The 22218-nt window shown below is 54.7% G+C and carries 16 protein-coding genes; 7 read left to right on the top strand and 9 right to left on the bottom strand.

The features are described 5' to 3' along the window. Positions 1–221: 221 nt before the first annotated feature. Complete coding sequence (locus LA756_RS15810; protein WP_224435688.1) at positions 222–1421, bottom strand: type II secretion system protein; 1200 nt, start codon at positions 1419–1421, stop codon at positions 222–224. 295 nt (positions 1422–1716) lie between these two features. On the opposite strand from LA756_RS15810, the gene LA756_RS15805 reads away from it, so the two are divergent. Together LA756_RS15805 and LA756_RS15800 are read left to right on the top strand one after the other, a co-directional pair. After that, positions 1717–2118 (top strand): hypothetical protein, encoded by a 402-nt coding sequence (locus tag LA756_RS15805; protein ID WP_224435687.1) that lies wholly within the window; start codon positions 1717–1719, stop codon positions 2116–2118. Between the two features lie 25 nt (positions 2119–2143). Continuing rightward, on the top strand, positions 2144–2851 hold the full coding sequence (locus LA756_RS15800) for an MOSC domain-containing protein (protein WP_224435686.1): 708 nt from the start codon (positions 2144–2146) through the stop codon (positions 2849–2851). Between the two features lie 375 nt (positions 2852–3226). On the opposite strand, the gene rlmN is transcribed toward LA756_RS15800, so the two are convergent. Next, positions 3227–4288, bottom strand: coding sequence for a 23S rRNA (adenine(2503)-C(2))-methyltransferase RlmN (rlmN, locus tag LA756_RS15795; protein WP_224435685.1), 1062 nt, complete (start codon positions 4286–4288; stop codon positions 3227–3229). Positions 4289–4481: 193 nt separating this feature from the next. Between rlmN and LA756_RS15790 the strand changes: the two genes are divergently transcribed. Together LA756_RS15790 and LA756_RS15785 are read left to right on the top strand one after the other, a co-directional pair. Further along, positions 4482–4790 (top strand): hypothetical protein, encoded by a 309-nt coding sequence (locus tag LA756_RS15790; RefSeq protein WP_224435684.1) that lies wholly within the window; start codon positions 4482–4484, stop codon positions 4788–4790. A 106-nt stretch (positions 4791–4896) separates the two neighbouring features. Continuing rightward, positions 4897–5613 carry a hypothetical protein gene (locus tag LA756_RS15785; RefSeq protein ID WP_224435683.1) on the top strand — a complete coding sequence of 239 codons (717 nt, stop codon included), beginning with the start codon at positions 4897–4899 and terminating at the stop codon, positions 5611–5613. Between the two features lie 415 nt (positions 5614–6028). Here the strand turns inward: LA756_RS15785 and LA756_RS15780 are convergent, their stop codons facing one another. Continuing rightward, a complete protein-coding gene (locus tag LA756_RS15780) occupies positions 6029–7468 on the bottom strand; it encodes a TonB-dependent receptor (protein ID WP_224435682.1) in 1440 nt (479 codons plus the stop codon). 690 nt (positions 7469–8158) lie between these two features. Here LA756_RS15780 and katG point away from each other — a divergent pair. Then, positions 8159–10327, top strand: coding sequence for a catalase/peroxidase HPI (gene katG / locus LA756_RS15775; RefSeq protein ID WP_224440393.1), 2169 nt, complete (start codon positions 8159–8161; stop codon positions 10325–10327). A 66-nt stretch (positions 10328–10393) separates the two neighbouring features. Here the strand turns inward: katG and LA756_RS15770 are convergent, their stop codons facing one another. Continuing rightward, the gene (locus LA756_RS15770; protein ID WP_224435681.1) at positions 10394–12967 is read right to left on the bottom strand and encodes an ATP-binding protein; all 2574 of its coding nucleotides are present in this window, start codon (positions 12965–12967) and stop codon (positions 10394–10396) included. A gap of 317 nt (positions 12968–13284) precedes the next feature. Then, entirely contained in the window at positions 13285–14760 is a 1476-nt protein-coding gene (locus LA756_RS15765) for a DUF1501 domain-containing protein (protein WP_224435680.1), read from the bottom strand. 414 nt (positions 14761–15174) lie between these two features. Between LA756_RS15765 and LA756_RS15760 the strand changes: the two genes are divergently transcribed. Beyond that, positions 15175–15504 (top strand): hypothetical protein, encoded by a 330-nt coding sequence (locus LA756_RS15760; protein WP_224435679.1) that lies wholly within the window; start codon positions 15175–15177, stop codon positions 15502–15504. Positions 15505–16442: 938 nt separating this feature from the next. Here LA756_RS15760 and LA756_RS15755 read toward each other — a convergent pair. The 4 genes from LA756_RS15755 to LA756_RS15740 all read right to left on the bottom strand — a co-directional run bounded on the left by LA756_RS15755 (position 16443) and on the right by LA756_RS15740 (position 20144). Continuing rightward, the gene (locus LA756_RS15755; RefSeq protein ID WP_224435678.1) at positions 16443–17048 is read right to left on the bottom strand and encodes an LUD domain-containing protein; all 606 of its coding nucleotides are present in this window, start codon (positions 17046–17048) and stop codon (positions 16443–16445) included. Further along, on the bottom strand, positions 17045–18442 hold the full coding sequence (locus tag LA756_RS15750; protein WP_224435677.1) for a lactate utilization protein B: 1398 nt from the start codon (positions 18440–18442) through the stop codon (positions 17045–17047). Before LA756_RS15750 ends, LA756_RS15755 begins: the two co-directional genes overlap by 4 nt. After that, positions 18439–19188 carry a (Fe-S)-binding protein gene (locus LA756_RS15745; protein WP_224435676.1) on the bottom strand — a complete coding sequence of 250 codons (750 nt, stop codon included), beginning with the start codon at positions 19186–19188 and terminating at the stop codon, positions 18439–18441. Before LA756_RS15745 ends, LA756_RS15750 begins: the two co-directional genes overlap by 4 nt. Positions 19189–19280: 92 nt before the next feature. Beyond that, a complete protein-coding gene (locus LA756_RS15740; RefSeq protein ID WP_224435675.1) occupies positions 19281–20144 on the bottom strand; it encodes a sensor histidine kinase in 864 nt (287 codons plus the stop codon). 553 nt (positions 20145–20697) lie between these two features. Between LA756_RS15740 and LA756_RS15735 the strand changes: the two genes are divergently transcribed. Continuing rightward, the gene (locus LA756_RS15735; protein WP_224435674.1) at positions 20698–22140 is read left to right on the top strand and encodes a hypothetical protein; all 1443 of its coding nucleotides are present in this window, start codon (positions 20698–20700) and stop codon (positions 22138–22140) included. Positions 22141–22218 lie beyond the last annotated feature (78 nt).

The following is a 22218-nucleotide window of genomic DNA, read 5'->3' as shown; positions in this document are numbered from 1 at the left end:
CATTTGGGGGTGGATGTTTTGAAGACGTCCAAAAGACGCGATCAGAAACTGGTTGGCTTAACTACGATTAGGAACCGACTTACTACTGAGGCCTCCTTTCACATGAGTGATTTGGACATATTCTCGATGTTGAATATCAACGTTGTGTGAATCTCGCACGCAAAATTCGATTAAGGTTCGTTCCCGCCCATTTCTAAGCGGCAAGTCCCCATCAGTGGTAGTTATTTGAACTTCGTTGGGTTCAAGTCCCAGTGGGAATAGCATTCCGTCTCAGGCACTTCCGCTTCGGTTCCGGCGTAGCCGACGACATATTCGTTGCCGGCCGCGAAGCCTGGATTCAAGTACCCGTCACCATCGGTGTCGTATAGAGGCCGCACGCTGCCGTCGGCCATCAGGACATTGCAGACGTCGCCATGATTAACACCAAATTGCCGCAAGTCTTGTCGGCAACGCTCCCACCAAACACCTTTCCAGACAGCAGGAGTTGGTGTTCCGGAAAAAGCCGGCGGAGCCATCAGTGCGGATGGGGTCCAGCCAGAGTAAGCGGTCGTGTTGGAAACCATGGGACCAAACGTCGAAAACGGAACCATGGAATCGCCAGCTTGAACTTTGCTGGAAAGCCCTCGGCTTAAAAATCCGCCACCGCCAGAAAGGCCATCACCCAAGATCGGTACCAGGCTCGAGGAAGTCGTCGCGTTATCGAGCATGGCCGAAGTGATAGGACCGCGAGTTGAAGCGAGGGAGATCGCTGGCTCGCCGGTTGCCAGGTTGCTGACCGTGCCGGTGGGCTGCTTCGAGACGTACGACATCTTCACTCGAGAGCGGATTAGGAACCAATGTGCGGTGTAGTTGGTGTTGTACTGCTGATCATAAATACGAGTCTTAACGATCGCGTCACGGTCGGAACTGCCAGGGGAATAGTTGTTCGCGGCGATTTCTCGGCAAGGATTCAAACCAGAAAGGCCGCTGGCGAGGACCATTGTTTCGGAACCGAGAGAATCTGCCTCGGCATCAGCGAAGGCCGCCTGATCCCCAGAAATGGCAACGTTGGGCTCGGAGATCAGTTCTTCGTAAGCACTGGAAAGCTGCGAGTCGTTCGATGCACACAGCATTGTGCCAACGGCAATATTGGTGTTGACCATGTCAGCAACCCAGCCGACTTCGGTCACCGCACCATCGCGTTTCCAATTGAACCCGCCAGAGCAAAGGCGTCGGCCTTTGTCGATGCCGGCGAAATTTACCATGCCGATACCGATTTGTTTCAGATTGGATTGGCATTCCATGCGGCGAGCCGATGCCCGAGCCGTAGCAACGGCCGGCAATACAAGACCGACAAGAATGCCGATGATCGCAATCACGACGAGCAGTTCGACCAGCGTGAACCCTTGACGAGGCTTGGAAAACGAAATGGTATGTGTCATGGAGTTCCTGCGTAATAATTGGCAGTCCAGGGAAGCTGTCGTGCTGCGGACGACAGCCGATTGTCTTCCGAGTCGCTGGCGTTCCATCAAGTCGAGATTCCCACGTCGGTTCCACATTTAGAACAGCGGTGGATCAAGCTCAGGCTGGATGCGGGTTGGTCAACTATGTTGAGTCAGAATTGCTTTCTGCTTACTGACGTCCCGTCTTGCCGTCGGGAATAAGTGGGTATTCTTAAGGGCAATTGTTAAGAACGGATTTAGCGATGATTGGCTTCGCTTGAAGAGAAGCTCGAGCATGTTCCAACTGTTCGAAGAAGCGCAGAAAGAAGATCGATTTGGCGCGAAAGTTTACAGATGCCAGCCTCGCGGTAGCTATTTCGCTGTTGAGGCGATCGTGCGAATTAGTCGAGCGGGTCAAGAAAGGAGAAAGGCCACCCAACATCGCCCGTCGTTAAACGAACGCTCTTGGATGGCCTTTTCCTGGAACTCACACTTACTTCGTAACATTCTTGGAGGGAAATGTCTCGATGATCTTGTTACGATCTCTTCATACCAATGGTTCGAGCTGGTTCAGAAATATTCGGAAAACTTTCTGGGCGAGCAATCGCCGTGGGGAAAACGTCTCGTTAAATTGTCGAATCTTGAAGTGAAAGCATACATCCAAGTCGTAGCGACCGTGCGTGGAATTGAGAGATAACGAGAACGATAGAGAAAGGTAACTTGTGTCTGTTTCAGGAGTTATCGCCCAGTTGGCCATAGGGATGCCCCAGCAGTACGGCTCCTCGGAGGCCACCGATCCAATGGACAAAGCCTGGGAAACCGGCTTCTTCAAGCTTCCTGCGAAGGGGCCAGTTCCGCTCAAACGGCTCGGATTTGAGGGGGATGGTGTGGCCGATACCGTCAATCATGGTGGCGTTGATAAGGCCGTCCTTTGCTATGCGGCCGAACATTACCGAGTTTGGCGGAACGAATTTCAGCAAATCGATGCCATTGCGTCGCGAATTCCCCTCAACGAGTTCGGACCTGGGGCGTTTGGCGAGAATCTTACCGTGGAAGGTCTCAGCGAAGGGAATGTTTGCCTCGGAGACGTGTACGAGCTGGGAACAGCAAAAATTGAGGTGTCGCAGCCACGGCAGCCCTGCTGGAAACTCGGCAGACGCTGGCGTATGAAGCAGCTGACAGCATTGGCGGTCTCCACCGGCCGCATGGGCTGGTATGTGCGTGTGCTTCAAGAGGGAGATGTCTCGGCGGGGGAAGCGATGCGGCTCATCGAGCGGCCCATGGAGCAGTGGTCGATCGCGCGGCTGAACGAGCTCTTTTACCACGACCGAAGCAACGTCGAAGATGCCCAGGCAATGGCCAATTGCCAGGTTTTAGCAGAATCTTGGAGAGGCGAATTTCGCAAGCGTGTCGAGAAAGCCACTCGCTAGCAAATTTTGCTAAATGGTTACCACCGGCCAAGATCGGTCACAAAATGAAATGAGCGTTGGATTTACTGATCCTTCGCGGCGGCAATGGCCGAACATATTCTTCGTGCTTCCGACCTACCCTCGACGACCAAGTGAGGTAAAATAGGGAGCAACCAAAACAATGGATATAAACCTTCGGCCCACATCGGCTGAGGGACCAATTTTTTGCGATTGCCCGTTTCACCAACGGCTAGTGCAAGTGCACGCTAAGAAACGCGCAATTCTCGCAGCGACTCCACTCGTCGCATCTGGCCGAAGGTTTACTTACAGAAAACGCCTCGCTGACTAAGCGGGGCGTTTTTTGTTTCTTGTGATCCAGCCTAGAAAGCTTTTGGGCTAAGAGTTCATACCTTCCAGTGGTACCAGGTTCTCTTTCGATAAACGCCGCAATTGGCCGCATGCGGCGTTGATTTTGTCCCCTTTGCGGTGGCGGAACTTAACGGTGATGCCTTGGCTTTCCAGGATGTCGCGGAATCGCTGTTGGGCTTGGACGGTGGGTGTTTCGTACGGCAAGCCAGGGACGGGGTTATAAGGAATTACGTTCAGCAGAGCAGGGCGGCCTTTCAGGAGTTTGGCCAACTGCAGGGCATGCTCGGGGCGATCGTTCAGTTCGGAGAGAAGCACGTACTCGAACGTCAGCCGGCGACCACTCACGTCGAAGTAATGATCCGCCGCGTCGAGGATCTTCTGGATGCCGATGCTTTTATTGACAGGCACAATCTTCGTTCGCAATTCGTCGTTGGGGGCATGCAGCGAAACGGCCAGGTGATAACGCGTATCGAGTTTCGAGAGCTTGTCGATCGCCGGCGGAAGCCCAACGGTACTGATGGTGATTCGTCGGGCGCTGATGCCAAGGCCGTCTTCTGCCGAAGCGAAGTCGAGGGCTGGGATCAGCCGGTCGACGTTGGCCAGCGGTTCGCCCATTCCCATCACCACAATGTGGCTGAGGCGTTCCCCTTCGGGCAGCAGCATCTGCAGCCGCAGCATCTGTTCGACGATCTCTCCGGCCGTCAAATTGCGCTCGACGCCGTCGAGGCCTGACGCGCAGAAAACACACCCCATGGCGCAGCCGACTTGGGAACTGATGCAGATGGTGCGTCGATCGCCGTCGCGTAACAGGACGCATTCGATCCGTCCGCCGTCGTGCAGTTGGACAAGCAGCTTTTCGGTGCCGTCGTCGGCCGTTGTATGCTTGGCCACCGTAGTCGTCCAGATCTGACACGCCTCGGCCAACTTTTCCCGGAAAGCCTTGGGGAGGTTGGTCATCGCGTCGAACGAATCGACCCGATTTTGCACAATCCACTCGCGCAGCTGTTTCGCACGGAACTTGGGCTGTCCCAGTTCTTTAATGGTGTCCGGCAACTGCTGGCGGACGATTTGTTCTACGAGATCAATCATGCGTTTGGGCCGCAATCAGAGGGGGGCGGCAAAATTCGGGAAAACGGGCTGCCCATGGTGAATGGATACAGAATCCGTTATATTAGCTAAATTCAACCCATTGCGAGGGTAGGTCTACTAAGCGAACTCCTCTTTAGTAGATTCTCCTCTTCGCAACTACTTGGTCAACTTCCCACAACGGCAAGATTGCACTATGGCTCGAAAAGTCGCTAATCGTAAAGAGTTGCGCGCCCAGGTGGAGGCTGCGGAAGCCGCCGAAGCTCAGGACGAAGGAGCACCCAAAAAGAAAAAGGCGAAGCGCAAGTCCCGCAGTAAGAAAACCACCGAAGTCCGCATGAAAATGTTCTGGGGGGTTTTCAACCAGTCGATGAAGCGGGTCGCCCTTTACGACTTCGACCAAAAAGAAGAAGCCGAAGCGAAAGCTGCCGACCTCAGCAAGTCGGGCAAGCCGCCTCACTTCGTGCAAAAAGTCAAAGAGACGATCGAAGAAACGATCGAGTAAGCAATCGACTTTGCCGGTCGCCAGCCCCATGTTCGACCGTGCCGTTTTCGTAGTTGCCTCGTCCTAGTACCAACATCTCACCTGTTTGAGTGCGGGAGCCCCCACGATGATGCTGCGAACGAGTCTTTGGATATGCGCCGTGCTTTCTGTCGCGGTGCTCGGATGCACAAGCGAACCGCCGGCGCCGGCACCTCAGCCAGGCGAAGGGGAAACGCCGAAGCCAACTGCCCCGGCGGCCAAGTCGCCTAAAATCTCTCTCGCACCGACCGGAGATCCAACACCTCCGCTCGATGGTGGTCGCGTGCAGTCGAACATGCCGGAAGGGTGGAAGTTCCTGCCCCGTGCCAACGACTATCTCTTCGCCGCTTATTACGAAGAGAAAGCAGGCGTGCCTCGCTTGGTGTTGCGACAAGCAGATTCAGGAGATCTGCCGCAGACGACTTCTGCCGAAGAGGCCAAGGCGCTCGCCGCCAAGATCACCGAAGAAGTGGGCAGCGATAAAGATGCCGCGCTGACGGTCGTCAATGTGGGTGACAATTGGTTCGTGCGTTACGAAAAAGTCATGTCGTTTCGCAGCCAATCGGCCCGTGGCGTTTTTCTAGAAACGGTCCGTGGCGACAAACGCTACTCGATCGAACTCTTGACGTATACCGAAGAGAAGGACAAGTTCCTGCCGGCCCTCTACCGTTTTGCCGCGGACTTGAAAGTCGAAGCGGCCTCAGCACCAGAAGCTGCTGCGGAGGCAGAGGAAAACCCAGAGCCGAAAGCAGACGAAGAATCAAACGATCGCGAAGCGGACGAAACGCCTGCGGAAGAAGAGTAACGCTTGTGGTTGCAAGCGTTTGAGATACGTCATTCAATTGCCAAATAGCCGTCGCAGAGAGCCTTGGTTATGTTGGCATTGTCGCATAAATTGCGAACAGTTGTCTACGAATATCTTAAGACACTCGCTCGTAGGAAAGCGGCATATGCCTGCGGTTCACGAAGCGGCCATGTGAAAATGGTTGCCCTTAATTTCGGGGCTTAGACCACCTGTTTTTACGCAATCTACGCTCGGAAAACGCAAGACTTCGTTAGAATAATGCGCAAAGTTGTTGTAGATTAGGCGCATACTTGGTTAGAATGCGCCTGTTCGCTTTGCCGGCCGCTCCGCCCGAGGAATAAGGGTGTCACAGGCGGCATTGTTTTCGGGCATGCCCCGTTTTTCTTTGGGGCAATTAGGCCAACGGTCGCGTCTGCTACGAGACCGCACACGAGTCGTCGTCGGGGCATTGGTAGTCGAAGAACTTGCGTTCTTTGATCACTTTCGCCACGGGACTTGGAACCATCGTTTCCCAGGTTGGATCGCACTCGCTGATCTTCTTGAGAACGTCCCGCGAGAAGATGCCGAGGCATTCCGGGTTGTAGTTGTCCAAGTCGCTGATCCCGTCTCGTTCTATCAGATAGCGGAACAGCTTTTGAAGTTCTGGTTTGATGTCGAGGGTCTCGCTGGTCAGCAACTCGTCCGATTGACGATCCTTCAGCGGATAGCAGTAGATCTTCAAGTCGTTCTTGAACAGACGACCAAACGATTCCAAGATACCGCCGTCGAGTTTGAGGTAATACTTTTCGTCGAACAGTTCCCGCAAGCTGGCAGCACCCATCACCACGCCGATGTGCTCGTTGGTGCATCGAGCGAGGTAGGCGCCCAAGCGGTAGTACTCGAAGTAATCGGAGATCAGCACGTTCATGCCGCAGGCCGCCATCACGTCGGCACGCGCTAAGAAGTCGCGGCGATCGATCTCGCCTTCGGCCTTCAGATTTCTCATGGTGATTTCCATGATCTGGGCCACTTCTTTCCCTTTCACATCGGGAAGCTCCGAGAACTTCTCGTGGGCACACCGGAGCATGTCCAAGTTCACGTTGCAAACAGGACGGAAGCTGCCGCGTTCGACCAGGATTGGTTTCTTGTAGAGGAATTCCGACGGCTGAAGCACTTCGCCGTTGGCCGCGAACATGGCGGCACCGCTCAGGCCCAGTTCGACCAGCTTCAAGCTCATCAGGCGATTGTCGACACGGCGGAAGGCGATGCCGGAGAACTCGATCATGTCGATTTCGATACGCGACGTCGATAGTCCGTCCAGCAACGAATCGACGAGTAGCTCTGGCTCGTGATGGTAGTTGAACGCCCCGTACACCAGGTTCACGCCGACAATGCCGAGGGCTTCCTGCTGCAATGCCATCTCGTTGTCCAGCATGCGGACATGGATGATCACCTGGCTGTCTTCGTCGCGGGGGTGAGCCTGGAATTTAATGCCCATCCAGCCGTGACATTCCGAGCCACCTTTGTAGCCGCGTGCTTTGACCGTGTCGGCGAACGCGAAGAACGTGCTTGTTTCGCCGCGGATGTCGGTCAAGCGTTCCAGGTTCAACGCGTGCTCTTGATCGAGCATCGCTTGCAGCCGTTCGCGACAGACGTAACGCTTCGCGCGGCCGTAGATCGCGTCGCTCACCTGCATATCGTAAGCGGACATACTCTTGGCGATCGTGCCGGCGGCGCCACCGACACGAAAGAACCACCGAACGACTTCCTGTCCGGCGCCGATTTCCGCGAAGGTTCCGTATCGTCGGTTGTCCAAGTTAACGCTGAGCGCTTTTTGGTGCGTATCGAGTGGCTTTCCGGATGTGTTTTGGAGCATACGACTTTCGCTTGGTGAGCGTAGAGGTAGTGGGTGATTTCAAGCGACGCGCCTGTCGTCGCGTGCACGAATTCCGCCAATGCCGTCCAGCGATCAGGATAACAATTGGCGCGTTTCATGCCACAGTCATCTATCGGGCGTGAAGGCGCGAGAGTCGAGCGCTAGGGGGAAGTTTTCCGGGTTTAAGGGATATGTGCACGCTAACGGCTGTTACGGGCAAATCTCATTCCATTCAGTTTTCACAGGAATTTGGCGTATTCTCGTCGCTTCGATCGGGAAAAATGTTGAGCCACAGTGGTCGTCGCCCTAGATTTCCGGGTAGGGTCTCGGATTCGAGCTATGCGTTCTGTGCATAGTAGCCATAGGCAGAATTCATTGGATGAATTGATCGACATGCGTCACAATCTAAGGAAGTTAACAGGCCGGTGCCCCACCGCGGGCCATCTTATATAACCCCAACGAACCGGAGAGATCATGAAACGTACCAATCCCATCGCAGCATTCTTCGCGAGTTGTGCGGTGCTGGGTGCCGCGACAACCGCTTATGCCCAGCATCCAGCGCTTCCTTCTGGTCATCCGACTGGGGCCGAGGCCGGGGCAAGCAAGTGCCCGATCACTGGGGCTATGCAGGCGCTGTTCACCGCTGCCGAAGCGAAAGTGGACGCCTCGGAAACGAGCCCTGAAGCGGAAATGAATTCAGGCCCCGTCATGTCGGTCAAAGACTGGTGGCCTAACCAGATCGATCTTCAGGTGTTGCACCAGAACTCGGCCAAGAGCAATCCTCTGGGGCCGGAATTCAATTACGCCGAAGAGTTCGAGAAGCTCGATCTCGAAGCGGTGAAGAAAGACATCAAAGAGTTGATGACCACTTCCCAGGATTGGTGGCCAGCTGACTATGGACATTATGGACCGCTGTTCATTCGAATGGCCTGGCACAGTGCGGGAACGTATCGGGTGACTGACGGTCGCGGCGGCGCTTCTGATGGCACGCAGCGATTCGCTCCGCTGAACAGTTGGCCAGACAATGCCAGCCTCGACAAAGCACGTCGTTTGCTGTGGCCGATCAAGCAGAAGTATGGCAACAAGATTTCGTGGGCCGACTTGATGGTCTTGTCAGGCAACTGCGCCTTGGAATCGATGGGCTTCGAAACGTTTGGTTTTGCTGGCGGTCGCGAAGATGTCTGGGAACCCCAGATGGACGTCTATTGGGGGCCTGAAAACGAATGGCTCGGTGGTGAACGTTACCATGGCGACGGCGAACTCGAAAAGCCGCTGGGTGCCACGCAAATGGGTTTGATCTACGTCAATCCTGAAGGCCCCAAGGGAAAGCCAGATCCGCTTGCCGCAGCGAAAGCAATTCGCACCGCGTTCGGTCGTATGGCGATGAACGACGAAGAAACGGTCGCGCTGATTGCCGGTGGTCATACATTCGGTAAAGCCCACGGTGCTGCTTCGCCGGCCGAATATGTCGGCCCGGAACCGGAAGCCGCGAGCATCGAAGAGCAAGGCCTTGGCTGGAAGAATAAGTTCGGCAAAGGAAAAGCGGAAGATACCATCACCAGCGGTTTGGAAGGGGCTTGGACTTCGACGCCGGCTCAGTGGTCGCACGACTACTTCAACAACTTGTTTGGTTTTGAATGGGAACTGACGAAGAGTCCCGCCGGGGCGCATCAGTGGAAGCCTAAGAATGGTGAAGCAGCCGACATGGTGCCGGATGCCCACATCGAAGGCAAGACACATGCTCCCATGATGTTCACGACCGACTTGGCTTTGAAGATGGATCCGGAATACGCGAAGATCTCGAAGCGATTCCACGAGAATCCAGAAGAGTTCGAGAAGGCGTTCGCGAAGGCCTGGTACAAGCTGACTCACCGCGACATGGGGCCGCATGCCCGATTGTTGGGAGCGAATGTTCCTGAGCCGCAGTTGTGGCAAGATCCTGTCCCCGCCGCCGATTACGAAGTGATCGACGACGCGGACATCGATACGCTCAAGGGCAAGATCCTCGACACGAACTTGACCATTCCTGAATTGGTCGAAACGGCGTGGGCTTCGGCCAGCACGTTCCGTGGTTCCGACATGCGGGGAGGTGCCAACGGTGCTCGAATTCGCCTGGCTCCGCAAAAGGATTGGGCGGTCAACAATCCTGAGCAGACCGCGAAGGTGATTGCCGCACTCGAGAAGATCCAAAAGGACTTCAACGATTCGCAGTCAGGCGACAAGCAGGTTTCGCTGGCCGACTTGATCGTGCTTGGCGGTTGTGCCGCGGTGGAAGTTGCTGCCAAAGAAGCAGGCCACAACGTCGAAGTGCCCTTCACGCCTGGTCGTACCGATGCGACTCAGGAAATGACCGACGTCGAGTCGGTGGCTTACCTCGAACCGATGTCGGATGGCTTCCGCAACTATGTCGGTAAGAACGACTACGACCGCCGCAAGCCGGAAGAGAAGCTGATCGACCGAGCGAACTTGCTCACGTTGACTGCTCCGGAAATGACGGTCCTTGTCGGTGGGCTGCGTGCGTTGGATGCCAACACGGGCGAATCGAAGGATGGTGTCTTCACCAACAAGCCAGGCGCGTTGACGAACGATTACTTCGTCAACTTGCTGGACCTCGACACGACGTGGCATAAGACCGGCGAGAACACCTACGAAGGTCGCGACTACGAAACGAATCAGCCGAAATGGACGGCAACTCGTGTCGACTTGATCTTCGGTTCCAACTCGCAGCTGCGAGCGATCGCCGAAGTGTATGCCAGCGACGAAGGGGAAGCTCGTTTCGTTAACGACTTTGTCAAAGCCTGGGACAAAGTGATGAACCTCGATCGTTTTGAAGTCGATCGCGCCGACCCTGAGTTGTAAACGACAAACGGTCATGCCAAAAACAAAAACGCGTCCTACAGCTCGATTGCGGTAGGACGCGTTTTTTTATTTGCTCTTATCAGAGCCAGAGGTCAGCTTGGGATGTTCCAGCATGTCGCGTAACACGTCTAACGATGGCGGCTTGGTCATATGCTCGTCAAATCCCGCTTGGCGGGCTTCGGCACGATCGGCATCTTGTCCGTAGCCTGTCAAGGCGACGAGAAATACATCTTGTGTTTCCTGCATTTGCCGCAGCTTCTTGGCGACTTCGTAACCACTCATCCCCGGCATGCCGATGTCCATCAGGATTAAATCGGGACGAAACATGGGAGCCTTTTCAAGTACGGTCGAGCCAGAGTGAGCCACTTCGACCGAGTGATCGCCAAGCTTGCGTAGCAGTTTGCTCAACAGAACTGCTGCTCCAACATTGTCATCGACGGCAAGGATTTTAAGCGAACGCGTGCTGGATGCTTCTTTCGGTGTGAGGGATGCCGGAAGTAACGAACTGGCGTTGGCGGGAACCGGCAATGTAACCGTGATGGTGGTCCCTTGGCCGACGCCTGGACTTGCCGCCGAGATGGTCCCGCCGTGCATCTCAACGAGACGCTGAGAGAGCGTCAGTCCTAATCCGAGACCACCCTGAGCCCGATCCAGCGATGGTTCGACCTGCTTGAAGATATCGAAGATCTTGGGAAGCATGTCTTCAGGAATTCCAATGCCATTATCTTTGACGGTAACGGTCGCTTGTTCTTCGTCGTGGGTCAGCGAGATAGCGATCGTTCCCTCGCGAGGAGTGTACTTGCAGGCATTATTGATGACGTTGGAAAAAATCTGGGTGAGCCGAACGCTATCGCCTTCGATTGCTACGGGAGTTTCAGGAACATCGATCGACCATTGATGTTCTTGCTCGCGCAAGTTGCTCAGGCACATCTCCAAGGCCGACTTTAACGTGGCACGCAGGTCAATGGAATCGTTCCGCAAGTTGATCTTGCCGCTGGTGACACGCGACACGTCAAGAAGATCGTCGACAAGTCGAACCAAGTGAGCGACTTGCTGCTCCATGATTTCCACCGATTCGGCGACATCTTCCGCAGAGCCATGGGCAAACTTAAGAAGCTGAAGCCCCGTCCGAATAGGAGCAAGTGGATTTCTCAGTTCGTGGGCGAGTGTGGCGAGAAACTCATCTTTCTGACGATGGGTTTCGAGCAGATGCCGTTCAAACTCTTTCCGATCGGTAATGTCTCGCGAAGAGCCCACGACCGCTTCGATCTCGCCATTGGTTCCCAGAACCGGCTGTAGAATTGATTCGTATTGCCGCGTTCCTTCCGGGGTCTGGTAGGTCGCCTCATCACGAAGACTTTGCTTGGTTTTGATGACCTTTTGAACTTGAGCCTGAAATCGTTGGGCGATGTCCGAAGAGGTTTGCGAAGGGATCGCTGATTGACCGACGACGTCCCCCATCTCTTTTTTCCAAAGATTGAGAAACGCTCGGTTTACATACAAAAATTTGCCATCGTGATCGCAAACAAAGTTTAAGTCGGCCGTATTCGATAGGGCATTTTCATAGGTTCGACGAAGCTGATCCGATTCGCTCGCCAGGCGGTTGGCCAACTCTTCCGCTTCTTTCTGGCGTGTCACGTCAACGATAATGCCGGGTAGCCGTACGGCAATTCCCGACTCTTCACATTCAACTGAACCTCGGGCAATGACCCATCGATAGCGTCCTTCGCGATTTCGTACCCGATAGATCGCTTCGTAGTCGGTGCAAGTCTCGATTGCTCGTAGGACTTTGCGTTCCACTTCGGCTTGATCGTCGGGGTGAATTGCCGAGAAGAAAGCTTCGATAGGTCCTCCTGCGGCGACCTCTGGTGAAACGTCGAAAAGCTGAATCAGGTTTCTATCGCCAACGACACGATTGGAAGCGATTTCCCAGGTCCACGTGGCAACTTCCGCCGCTTCTAGTGTTGACTGCAGCCGCTGCTGCGTATCGCGCAAATCGCGTTCGACTTGTTCAAGGGTCAGTTGCTGCGAAGCCATGGCGTCCGTCGCCGATTGCGCTGCTTCAACCGCTTCCAGGTTTTGTATCACCGTGGAAGCGAACGTGGCGAGATTGGTGACAATTCGCGCGTCTTCGGTATCGAATTTCTTGTCTGCCGAGTGAGATACGATCCAGACGGTCCCAATGGCTTGATTGTCTCGATAAAAAGGAACCAGCAGGATTTCAACAGGAGCAGGTGAGATAGAGTCTATGTACGGAAATGCACGCACGGGATCATTCATCAACTGAAATGCATCTCGCTTCACGACAATGCCGCACGGGCTAAAGTCTCGTGGCATGGTCCCGAGGTGATATTTTTTGTATTCCCCGGCCGTGGCTCGCCAACGAAAAATCGGCTTATCATCTTCGGTTTCAGCAATACTGATTCCTGCAGAGCCGGCGTCGCAAAGTTCGAGAGCTGTATCGACAAGCTTTTGCAGCACAGCAGCAGGAGATTCTGCGAGAACTTGGGCAAGTTCAATTAATGCCTGGTTCTCTGCGGCGTGATTCGGCGGTCTTTCCGGACGTTGGGCGAGTGTTTCCGTAGTCAGGACTTCATCGATATTCCAATCGCCCTCGGGGGATGATGGATCGCAAGTCATGGAGATAGTACTGCCCCTAGGATAAACCTGTAATGCGGCCTGAAAGCAACAGAAGGCCTTGGCCGCCATCCGAAGTAAAGATAGTTAGAGCGGATAATTACCCGGGAAGAAGATGCCCCAGCAACCCGTACTGTCTAGTTCTACCCGATTGGCTACCTTTGCCAAAGACTTTCCGCAGAATTAGCCCGAGAGCGCTTGTCGAACGCCTCAGGCTGCGGGCAACCACAAAAAAATGGCCTCGGTGGGATGGGTGGTCACCGAGGCCATTTCGTGAAAAGGATTAGGAGGATTGCAGAAAAGATGGGGTGGAGTTCGCGTTAGCTGAATAGTCCGGTAACGGCTTCAGCTTTCACTAGCTCGCGGGGTTGATTCAAATGGTTGTAAACGATGGTCTGAGGATCGATACCGATGGCGTGGTACATCGTCGCTAACAGTTCCGTCGGATGTACGGGGTCGTTCTTCGGAGCGGAAGCGGTTTCGTCTGATTCGCCATAGACCTGACCGCGGCCGATCCCGGCGCCTGCGAGGCAAGCGGTGTAACAATACGGCCAATGGTCGCGGCCATCAGCGCTGTTGTTGTTGCCGGAAGTGCTGACGCCTCGCTGAGGGCTTCGGCCGAACTCGCCAACGGCGACGACTAATGTTTCTTCGAGCAAGCCGCGGTCGTCCATGTCGGCGATCAGCGAAGAAAGACCAGAGTCCAGCATTGGGGCTGATTGGTCTTTCATGCGTTTGGTCAAATCGACGTGATGATCCCAGCTGTGGTTATTGCTGTTGGCGACTTTGGGCCAGATCACTTCAACGACCCGGGTACCTGCTTCGACTAAACGCCGCGCGAGCAGTAAGCTTTGGCCGAATGTATTTCTGCCGTAACGATCACGCGTTTTGTCCGATTCTTTAGAGAGGTCGAACGCGTCGCGTGCGCGGCCACTGGAAATCAGGTTCAAAGCGGTTTCGTAGTATTTGTCTAAGTCGTACGATTCGACTGCTTTGTCGAGCGTCGGCATCCCCGCGTTGATCATGTCTCGCAGGCGGGCTCGTCGGTTTAAGCGCGTGCTGCTGATCTCGGGACGCAGTTTCAAGTCGTCGACATTGATGCGATCCATCTTGTTCATGTCCATATCATCTCCGCTGGGGAAGAGATAATACGGATCGTAAGCGCGACCCAGGAAGCCCGCGGTGCCAGACTTGTTGACGACGTTGCTTTCCTGCAGCGGTCGCGGCATCATCACGAACGGAAGCATAGGGACTTCCGGCGGCTTGAACTTGATGATGTTGCAGCCGAAGTTGGGGAAGTCTTTGGGCGTGGGCGGTTCTAACTGTCCACTGGGACTGACTTTGTCGGCAGTGTAGCCGGTGTGCATCTGATAGATGGCCGCGGTGTGATTAAACAGACCGACCGGCGTATAGCTCATCGAGCGAATCAGCGTCAGCTTGTCGGTTTCCTGGGCCAGCTTCGGCATGTTCTCGGTGAGGTCCATGCCGGGAACTTTACTGCCGATTCGTTTGAACGCGCTACGAACGTTATCGGGCACGTTGTCTTTGGGGTCCCACAAGTCGAGATGGCTGGGGCCACCTTGCAGGTAGACCAGGATAATGCTTTTCGCTTTGCCGAAGTTCGGCCCGTGCGAAGTGGCTTCCGCTCCGAGCGCTTGTCCTGATTGGAGATTCAACAATTGACCAAGCGACAAACCCAACATGGCCGAACCACCGACGCGCAATAGGTCGCGTCGAGTTGGCGCCAAGTGAGGATCGCAAACGTCCTTCGCTTTGCTTCCAGGAATGACCAGCATGACAAATGCTCCATGGGTCAAATAGGACGAATGTCGTCGCATGAAACCAAGCAACGGCAAACGAGCGGAGGTAGGATGAACTGGCGTTTGGCCGTACGTCATCAAGTGGGCAATGACGCGAGAGAAGTGGTTCTCTCTACGGACATCCGGCGTTTGTGGGGATAACGCGGTCCTCGGTCCAAAGGGCGTGTTAGGAAAAACCCCTCAATAACATGCCTTTCGAGGGAGTATGACGCTTTCCGGGGGTAATGTCAAGCTACGCATCCTCCATGCATTTTACGGGGGCTGTTTTCTTTACTGCGTGCAGCCATGCAATTGCTAGCGGAAGAATCGGCTATGTTGGACTTGCGTCGGGAGCTTTCGATTTGGTACGTACTGCGACCGAAATTTCTTTGGGTCTAAGGAGTGCCAACGATGCGACGTCGAATGCTGAAATGGATTGCCGGCAGTTTTGCTCTGGGGACGGCTTACGTCCTAGGAGGAAAATGCTTCGCACCGACATCGCTTCACGCCGCGGATTCGGCCGACTTGAAAGACACGTTGGAGCGCGGTCTGTACGCTCGTTTGCCGGAACAATATGAGTTCATTGCGCGGGTGGTTTTTAAAGTCGAGCAAGACGAGCTTTCTCTGAAGTTGGTTTACTCCACCTTTAAATGGGCCAGACAGTACGACAAGGGTCGTCGTTACTACTACTTCGAAGCCGCCATGCGAAAACGCGCAGGCGATTTGGGCGTTGATTTCTAGTTCGATCTGCGGTCCTTAGTCTACGAATCGCTTGACCACTTTGCAGATTCGGTGAGAATCGTTCGCAGAGAGGCGACACCTGCGCAGTTCTGCGCGGTTTATTCTTACATGGCGGCACACACGACCCACCTTGGCCGCCTTCCATCAGAACAGAGACGGATAGAGTGACAAGAGGCATGATGATGAAGGAATCGACCTGGAAGAGCATTACCCAGTTGGTGATTCCCGGGCTATTTCTTTTCGGCGCGTTGGCTTACATGCATGGGCCAAGTTACGTCGCGTTCTTTCAGAAGAAACTGCTAGCACACAGCATGCAGCGCGATACGTTGTTCGGTCCTGTGAAATACCACGTGCGATTGAAAGCTGATTTCACTGCCGAGAATGGCGATGGCTGTGAAGTGTACGTGCTGACCGATCTCGATCCTGCCAAGAACGAAGCAACCAATCGGGAAGAACTTCTGCTGGTCAACAAGTGGGCCAAAGTGGTCGATCGCAAGTTGACGACCGACGTCGGCGCCATCCGCAGCACGCACCTCAGCCCGCAAGAAGGCTACGCCATGTTAGAGGTCGTCCGCAACGTGCCGGATAATCGACGTCAGGCCGAGATTCTGCACTTCCAAGTTACCGGCGACCAGATCGCCATGGTCGACAGCGAGATTCGCGATATTCAACCAGAGTGGGATTGGCAACATGGTCCCCCACGACGACGCGATTCCGACGGCGATCGTCGACGACGTGGTTGGAACCGTGACTGGCATCCGACCCCAGAGCAGATGGAAGAATGGAAACGGATGCGTGAGCGCTGGGAAGAACGTCAGCGCGAAAAGAACAAGTCGGAAGTGGCAGTCGCGAAAGAGCCGAAGTCGACGAAAAACGTTTCGCGGGACGAACGCCGCGAACAAAAGCGGGCTCAGCGCGAAGCAGAGAACATCACGCAATCAGACAACGAAAAAGACGTGAAGCGATCTCGCCCCATGCGCGCCGATGACGAGCGATTGCTCGATGTCAGCAGTCTTCGAGGGACCGGAAACGAAGCAGCCAAACTGGTTCTTATCGAAAGCTAGGCGCTCGTACGCTTCGGCCATCTGATGCACGATCGCCCCTTCGACGTTGCCGTCGGGGCAGTGAATGACCAAGGCGATGTGCTGCGGAATGAACAGCACGACGCGATGCCGAATCTTCGCATCGGTCACCCAAACGGCGGCATTCTCGGCCACGGCAAACTCGCCTGGCAAAACGGCGTAGTCGACATCTTCCAGTTCGTGAGGGTCTTCTACGCGATCAAGATCGGTTGTCCCGACCAGGCCTTCGATGCAGCTAACGGTCTTCTTGGCGTCGGTATAGAAGGGAATTTTGGCGAGCTCGGACGTGAGCCCGTCGATGCCTTCGACGACAACGGCGGTTCCGCCGACGGCTTGCAATACTTCGCCAAACTGAGCGACAGCATCTTCGTAGTGGATCCACTCTTGATTCAAGTCAGGTAGTTCCGCCGAAGGCACAAGCTGGTTGCGAACTGACTTCAGGATTTGATCTTTGCTACTCATCGGTGGTCGTTCTTCTTTTTGGCACGCTGGGCATATTGCTGACGGAAGCTTTCCGGCGGAGACTCTGGCATCTCGCGATTGCGTCCCCACGGATTCAGCGAGTTGTAGATCAAAAACCGCGGCATCGTGCGGAGGAAGAACTTGCCGATCCCGCCGAGCCAGGCATACAGCTTGGGGCGTTGGAACACGTACGAGGCTATCCGCATCGGCATGGTCTTCGACATCGGCAGTTGCTTCTGGTTTTTCACTTCCGTGCGAAGTGTCAGCAGTTGCTCGTGCAGATTGATCTTCACCGGGCAAACATCCGAGCAGCTTCCGCACAGCGTGCATGCAAAGGGAAGCGACTTATGGTGCTTGGCGTCACGCAGTGGATTTAAGATCGAACCGATCGGACCAGGAACCGTTGCCGCGTAGCTATGTCCACCGCTGCGGCGATAGACCGGACACGTATTCATGCACGCACCACAGCGAATGCACTTCAGCGAGTTGCGATAGTCGTCGCTGTTCATCAACTTGCTGCGGCCGTTGTCGACCAACACGATATGCAGTTCGCCTCCTTCGACAGGGCCGTGGAAGTGGGACGAGTACGTCGTGATCGGTTGTCCGGTCGCGCTGCGGGCGAGTAACCGCAGGAAGATGCTCAGGTGATCCGCTTTCGGGATTAGCTTCTCGATCCCCATGCACGCGATGTGAACCTTCGGCAACGAAACGCCTAAGTCCGCGTTCCCTTCGTTGGTGCAGACGACGAAGCCTCCGGTCTCGGCAATGGCGAAGTTGACGCCGGTGATGCCGACGTCGGCCTGGCAAAATTTCTGACGCAGATGCTGTCGAGCCGACTCGGTCAGGTAGTTCGGGTCGTTGTTGCCCTGTTCGGTATTCAGGTGCGTGTGGAATGTGTCGCTGACGTCTTCCTTCTTCAGGTGAATCGCCGGCATGACGATGTGCGAAGGGGGTTCTTCGCGAAGCTGGACAATGCGTTCGCCCAAGTCGGTGTCGACCACTTCGATGCCATGCTTTTCGAGCCATGGGTTTAAGTGGCACTCTTCGGTCAGCATCGATTTGGATTTGACGATCCGCTTGGTGTCGTGCTTCTGCAGGATTTCCAACACGATGCGGTTATGCTCTTCGGCATCTTTGGCCCAATGCACGGTGACACCACGAGCGGTCGCGTTCTTCTCGAACTCTTCGAGGTAGTCGGCCAGCTTGCTGACGGTGTGAGCTTTGATTTGCGACGCGCATGCCCGCAGTGTTTCCCACTCGGGAAGACTCTTCGACATGCGGTCCCGCTTTTCGCGGATGAACCACAAAGCGGAGTCGTGCCAGTGCGTGCGGTCTTGGTTCTCGTTGAACTGACGCGCGTTGCTGGGATGGTCGTAGTTTTTGACGGCGCTCATTGGGGTACCTCGTATCCGGCAAGGATCTCGGCAATGTGCATCACGTGGATCGGTCGCTTGTCACGGCGAATCAATCCCGCAAGATGCATCAAGCACGACATATCACCTGCCGTAAGAACCTGGGTGCCTGCCTGCAGATGGTCGGCGACACGGTCGCGTCCCATCGTGCAGCTTACCGCTTCTTCAGAAACCGCAAACGTTCCTCCAAATCCACAGCACTCGTCCACGCGGCGAAGCTCGGAGAACTCGACACCTTCGAGCATCTCCAGCAATTGCCGCGGTTTGTTGAAGCATTCGGTGTTGCGTTCGGTGTCGCTTGCCAGGCGAAGTTCTCGCAGGCCATGGCAGCTGGAGTGCAGACCTACTTTGTAAGGAAACTTGACCGGCAGCTGCTCGACTTTCAGGACATCGACAAGGAACTCGCACAGCTCGTAGACCTGAGTCCGCATCGCTTCGTACGGAGCGTTGTCGTGCAGCAAGTGAGCGTAGTGGTTCTTGACCATCGACACGCAGCTTCCGCTGGGACAAACGATCGCATCGTAGCCGGTAAAGATGTCGACAAACCGCTGAGCCAATGGAAGTGCGTCGGTATCGCAGCCAGAGTTCAGCATCGGTTGCCCACAACATGTTTGGGCTTCCGGAAAGTCGACCTCGACGCCCAAGCTTTCCAGCAGATCGAGCGTGGCCATGGCGACGCGCGGATAGAGCTGGTCGACATAGCACGGGACAAACAGGGCAACACGCATGGTTATTTAGAAAAGGGGGTGTAACTAAGAAGCAAATTCGAGGTTGGAGGGACCTCTTAGTATAACCGCTTAGCCGATCTTTCCGACGCAGATCAACTGATTGCCTGAGATTTTTCGCTTAACGTGTCCGATTGAGTCAAATCGGTGACGGAAAAATCTATGCGGGTGATCGTTCCGCCGTCTCGAGGGCATTCAATCTCCAAATGCCCCGCCAGAAGTTCCACGCATTCTCGGATGCACTGCTGGCTTGCCGCTTCGGCTTCTTGAAAGGGATCGGAGCGTCCATCGTCCGAGATTATTAGCGACAAGCGATCGTCGTTTTGCCGTAGATCGAGATGGACATGCGCGGCCGAGCGGTTGCGGCGAATGGTGTCGAAAGCCTCGCGAACAAGCTGCACTAACGCACACTCGCTGAGGGGCGTCAGGCGATCGAAGTCGACGTCGTGCTGAAACTCGACCGTGGCGACGCTCGTACTCAACTGATCGGCAAGTCGCTGTAAGCTTGCGATCACTCCTTCGTCTTGCACCAGGGAAGGGGACAAGCAGTTCATCACACGACGAGCTTGCAGCAAGCTTTCGCGAATCAGTTCAACGGCTGCCTCGAGCGTTTCGCTGGAAACGTCGGCACGCTGGGAAAGTGTTTCCAGTTGAAACAGGGCAGACGTTAGATTCGGCAAAGTCAAATCGTGCAGATCGAGGGCCAACAGTTGTCGTTCGCGATCTTGATCGGACTTTAAAAATTGCAGAAACGCTTTGTCTTCCAACAGCTGCAGATGGAACTGTTTGAGCGTCTCGATCTCTTGCTGAAGTTTCGCGGAAGTCTCGTCAGAGTTTACCCAATCGGTTGTCTCCGCAGGGCGGTTGCCGGTCAGGCTGAAGATTGCCAGGGCAACAATCGCGATTGCCAAAAGTGCGAAAATGGTTGTCGCTACGAGACTTGGGACAACCATTGGCATGAGGGATGCACTAAGGCCTCCCGCCGCGGCCAAAAAACCGAGCGTAGCGATCGCAATGCAACAAAACGAGTTGGCTCGCACGGATTGCTCCCATGGACGCGGCGAAATTGCGAGGGAAAAGATTCTGTATGGTTTGTTCTTAACACCCTACCACGGTCGAATCTGCCCCTCCCTCAGGTTGCATGGCTCGGTGGCTTGTATATTTTGCCCAAAATACACAGGAACCTAATTTAACCCGACCATCGCAGCCGTTAGAATCGGAACTTGCCAGTTCAGACTGATATATGACCTACTGTTGAAGTGGTGCTGGGTGAGGCACCCATAAGACCTACTTGTTTTCAGAATGTTTCTGGGGGAAAGATTGATTATGCTCCGTGTTGTTTTAGTCCTGACAATGACCTTCTTGATGTTTCCGCAGCTCGCGGAAGCAGGGAAACGGCATCGCCACGCATGTGCGTCGCCTTGCGTTTCCGCATGTGACACTGGTTGTGGCACATCCACTTGCGCTTCTTGTGGCGAAGCGGCCCCGGTCGAAATGGTTGAAAAGACCGTCATGGTCCCAACCACCGTAATGGAAACCCGCACCGTTACGAAGACCGTCTGCAAGCCTGAAACTCGTGAACAGACCTACAAGGTTTGCAAGCGCGTTCCAGAAACCAGCTACGTCACCAAAGAGTACACTGTGACGGTTCCGACTTGGGAAACCAAAGTCGTCGAATACACCGTCAACAAGCCAGTTTACGAAACCAAGACCGGTACGAAGACCGTCATGGTGCCTGTGCAGAAGACCAAAATGGTCGACTACAGCGTTCGTAAGCCAGTCTACGAAACCAAGACCGGCACCAAGACCGTTATGGTTCCTGTGACGAAGACGAAGACGGTGAACTACAACGTTCGCAAGCCAGTCTACGAAACCAAGACCGGTACGAAGACCGTCATGGTTCCTGTCACGAAGACCAAAATGGTTGACTACTGCGTTCGCAAGCCAGTTTACGAAACCAAGACCGGCACGAAGACCGTCATGGTTCCAACTTGGGAAACCAAAGTGGTCGACTACACCGTCAGCAAGCCAGTCTGGGAAACCAAGACGAAGACTTGCACCGTGATGGTTCCTCATCAAGAAGAACGCACCGGGACGAAGACCGTTTGCAAGATGGTTCCTGAAACCGTCACCAAGACCCGTTGCGTCGACAAGGGTTGCTGGCAAACCAAGACGAGCACCGACTGCTGCGGTTGCCCAACGACTTGCAAAGTCTGGGTTCCTAACGTCGTCGAAGAAGCTTACGACTGCACCGTCATGAAGCCTGTCACCGAAGAAGTGGCTTACACGTATACCGTGTGTGTCATGAAGCCGGAAGAACGCACCCAGACTTACAAAGTCTGTAACATGGTCACTGAGACCAAGCAGAAAGAAGTCAAGCACATGGTGTGCAAGCCGGAAACGCGTGAGTACACCTACCAGGTGTGCAACTACGTGACGGAAACCAAGCAGAAGGAAGTTCAGTACACCGAATGCGTGCCGGAACAACGTGAGTACACCTATCAGGTGTGCAACTACGTGACCGAAACCAAGCAGAAGGACGTGCAGTACACCGAATGCGTGCCGGAACAGCGTGAGTACACCTACCAGGTGTGCAACTACGTGACCGAAACCAAGCAGAAGGAAGTGCAGTACACCGAATGTGTTCCTCAGCAGCAGGAATACACCTACAAGGTCTGCAACATGGTTCCTGAAACGCGAACCAAAGAAGTCAAGCACATGGTCTGCAAGACGGAAACTCGCTCGAAGGAAGTTCCTGTCACGACCTATAAGACTGTGTACGAAGACAAAGTTCGCACCTACACCGTCATGGTTCCACACCAGGTCACCGAAGAAGTCCAGGTTCCTGTCTGCAAGATGGTTCCTAAGACCATCCAGGTTCCCGCTTGCGGTACCACTTCGGCTTGCAACAGCTGTGCGACTGCCGCTCCAGCTTGCAGCAGCTGCGGCGCCTAATTTGGCCCACGCATAAGCGAAGATAAAACAAAAGCCTGCGATCGGTTTCGGTCGCAGGTTTTTTATGCGCGGTGTTCA

Source organism: Bremerella sp. TYQ1 (genome assembly GCF_020150455.1).
Classification (GTDB): domain Bacteria; phylum Planctomycetota; class Planctomycetia; order Pirellulales; family Pirellulaceae; genus Bremerella; species Bremerella volcania_A.
The sequence above is the reverse complement of the archived record's forward strand: the minus strand, read 5'-3'. Positions and strand labels throughout refer to the sequence as shown.

Excerpts from the sequence above, each read along its gene's own strand:
- LA756_RS15810 (WP_224435688.1), bottom strand. The coding sequence starts at position 1,421 with ATGACACATACCATTTCGTTTTCCAAGCCTCGTCAAGGGTTCACGCTG.
- LA756_RS15805 (WP_224435687.1), top strand. The coding sequence starts at position 1,717 with ATGTTCCAACTGTTCGAAGAAGCGCAGAAAGAAGATCGATTTGGCGCG.
- rlmN (WP_224435685.1), bottom strand. The coding sequence starts at position 4,288 with ATGATTGATCTCGTAGAACAAATCGTCCGCCAGCAGTTGCCGGACACC.
- LA756_RS15790 (WP_224435684.1), top strand. The coding sequence starts at position 4,482 with ATGGCTCGAAAAGTCGCTAATCGTAAAGAGTTGCGCGCCCAGGTGGAG.
- LA756_RS15785 (WP_224435683.1), top strand. The coding sequence starts at position 4,897 with ATGATGCTGCGAACGAGTCTTTGGATATGCGCCGTGCTTTCTGTCGCG.
- LA756_RS15780 (WP_224435682.1), bottom strand. The coding sequence starts at position 7,468 with ATGCTCCAAAACACATCCGGAAAGCCACTCGATACGCACCAAAAAGCG.
- katG (WP_224440393.1), top strand. The coding sequence starts at position 8,159 with ATGAATTCAGGCCCCGTCATGTCGGTCAAAGACTGGTGGCCTAACCAG.
- LA756_RS15770 (WP_224435681.1), bottom strand. The coding sequence starts at position 12,967 with ATGACTTGCGATCCATCATCCCCCGAGGGCGATTGGAATATCGATGAA.
- LA756_RS15765 (WP_224435680.1), bottom strand. The coding sequence starts at position 14,760 with ATGCTGGTCATTCCTGGAAGCAAAGCGAAGGACGTTTGCGATCCTCAC.
- LA756_RS15760 (WP_224435679.1), top strand. The coding sequence starts at position 15,175 with ATGCGACGTCGAATGCTGAAATGGATTGCCGGCAGTTTTGCTCTGGGG.
- LA756_RS15755 (WP_224435678.1), bottom strand. The coding sequence starts at position 17,048 with ATGAGTAGCAAAGATCAAATCCTGAAGTCAGTTCGCAACCAGCTTGTG.
- LA756_RS15750 (WP_224435677.1), bottom strand. The coding sequence starts at position 18,442 with ATGAGCGCCGTCAAAAACTACGACCATCCCAGCAACGCGCGTCAGTTC.
- LA756_RS15745 (WP_224435676.1), bottom strand. The coding sequence starts at position 19,188 with ATGCGTGTTGCCCTGTTTGTCCCGTGCTATGTCGACCAGCTCTATCCG.
- LA756_RS15740 (WP_224435675.1), bottom strand. The coding sequence starts at position 20,144 with ATGCCAATGGTTGTCCCAAGTCTCGTAGCGACAACCATTTTCGCACTT.
- LA756_RS15735 (WP_224435674.1), top strand. The coding sequence starts at position 20,698 with ATGGTCCCAACCACCGTAATGGAAACCCGCACCGTTACGAAGACCGTC.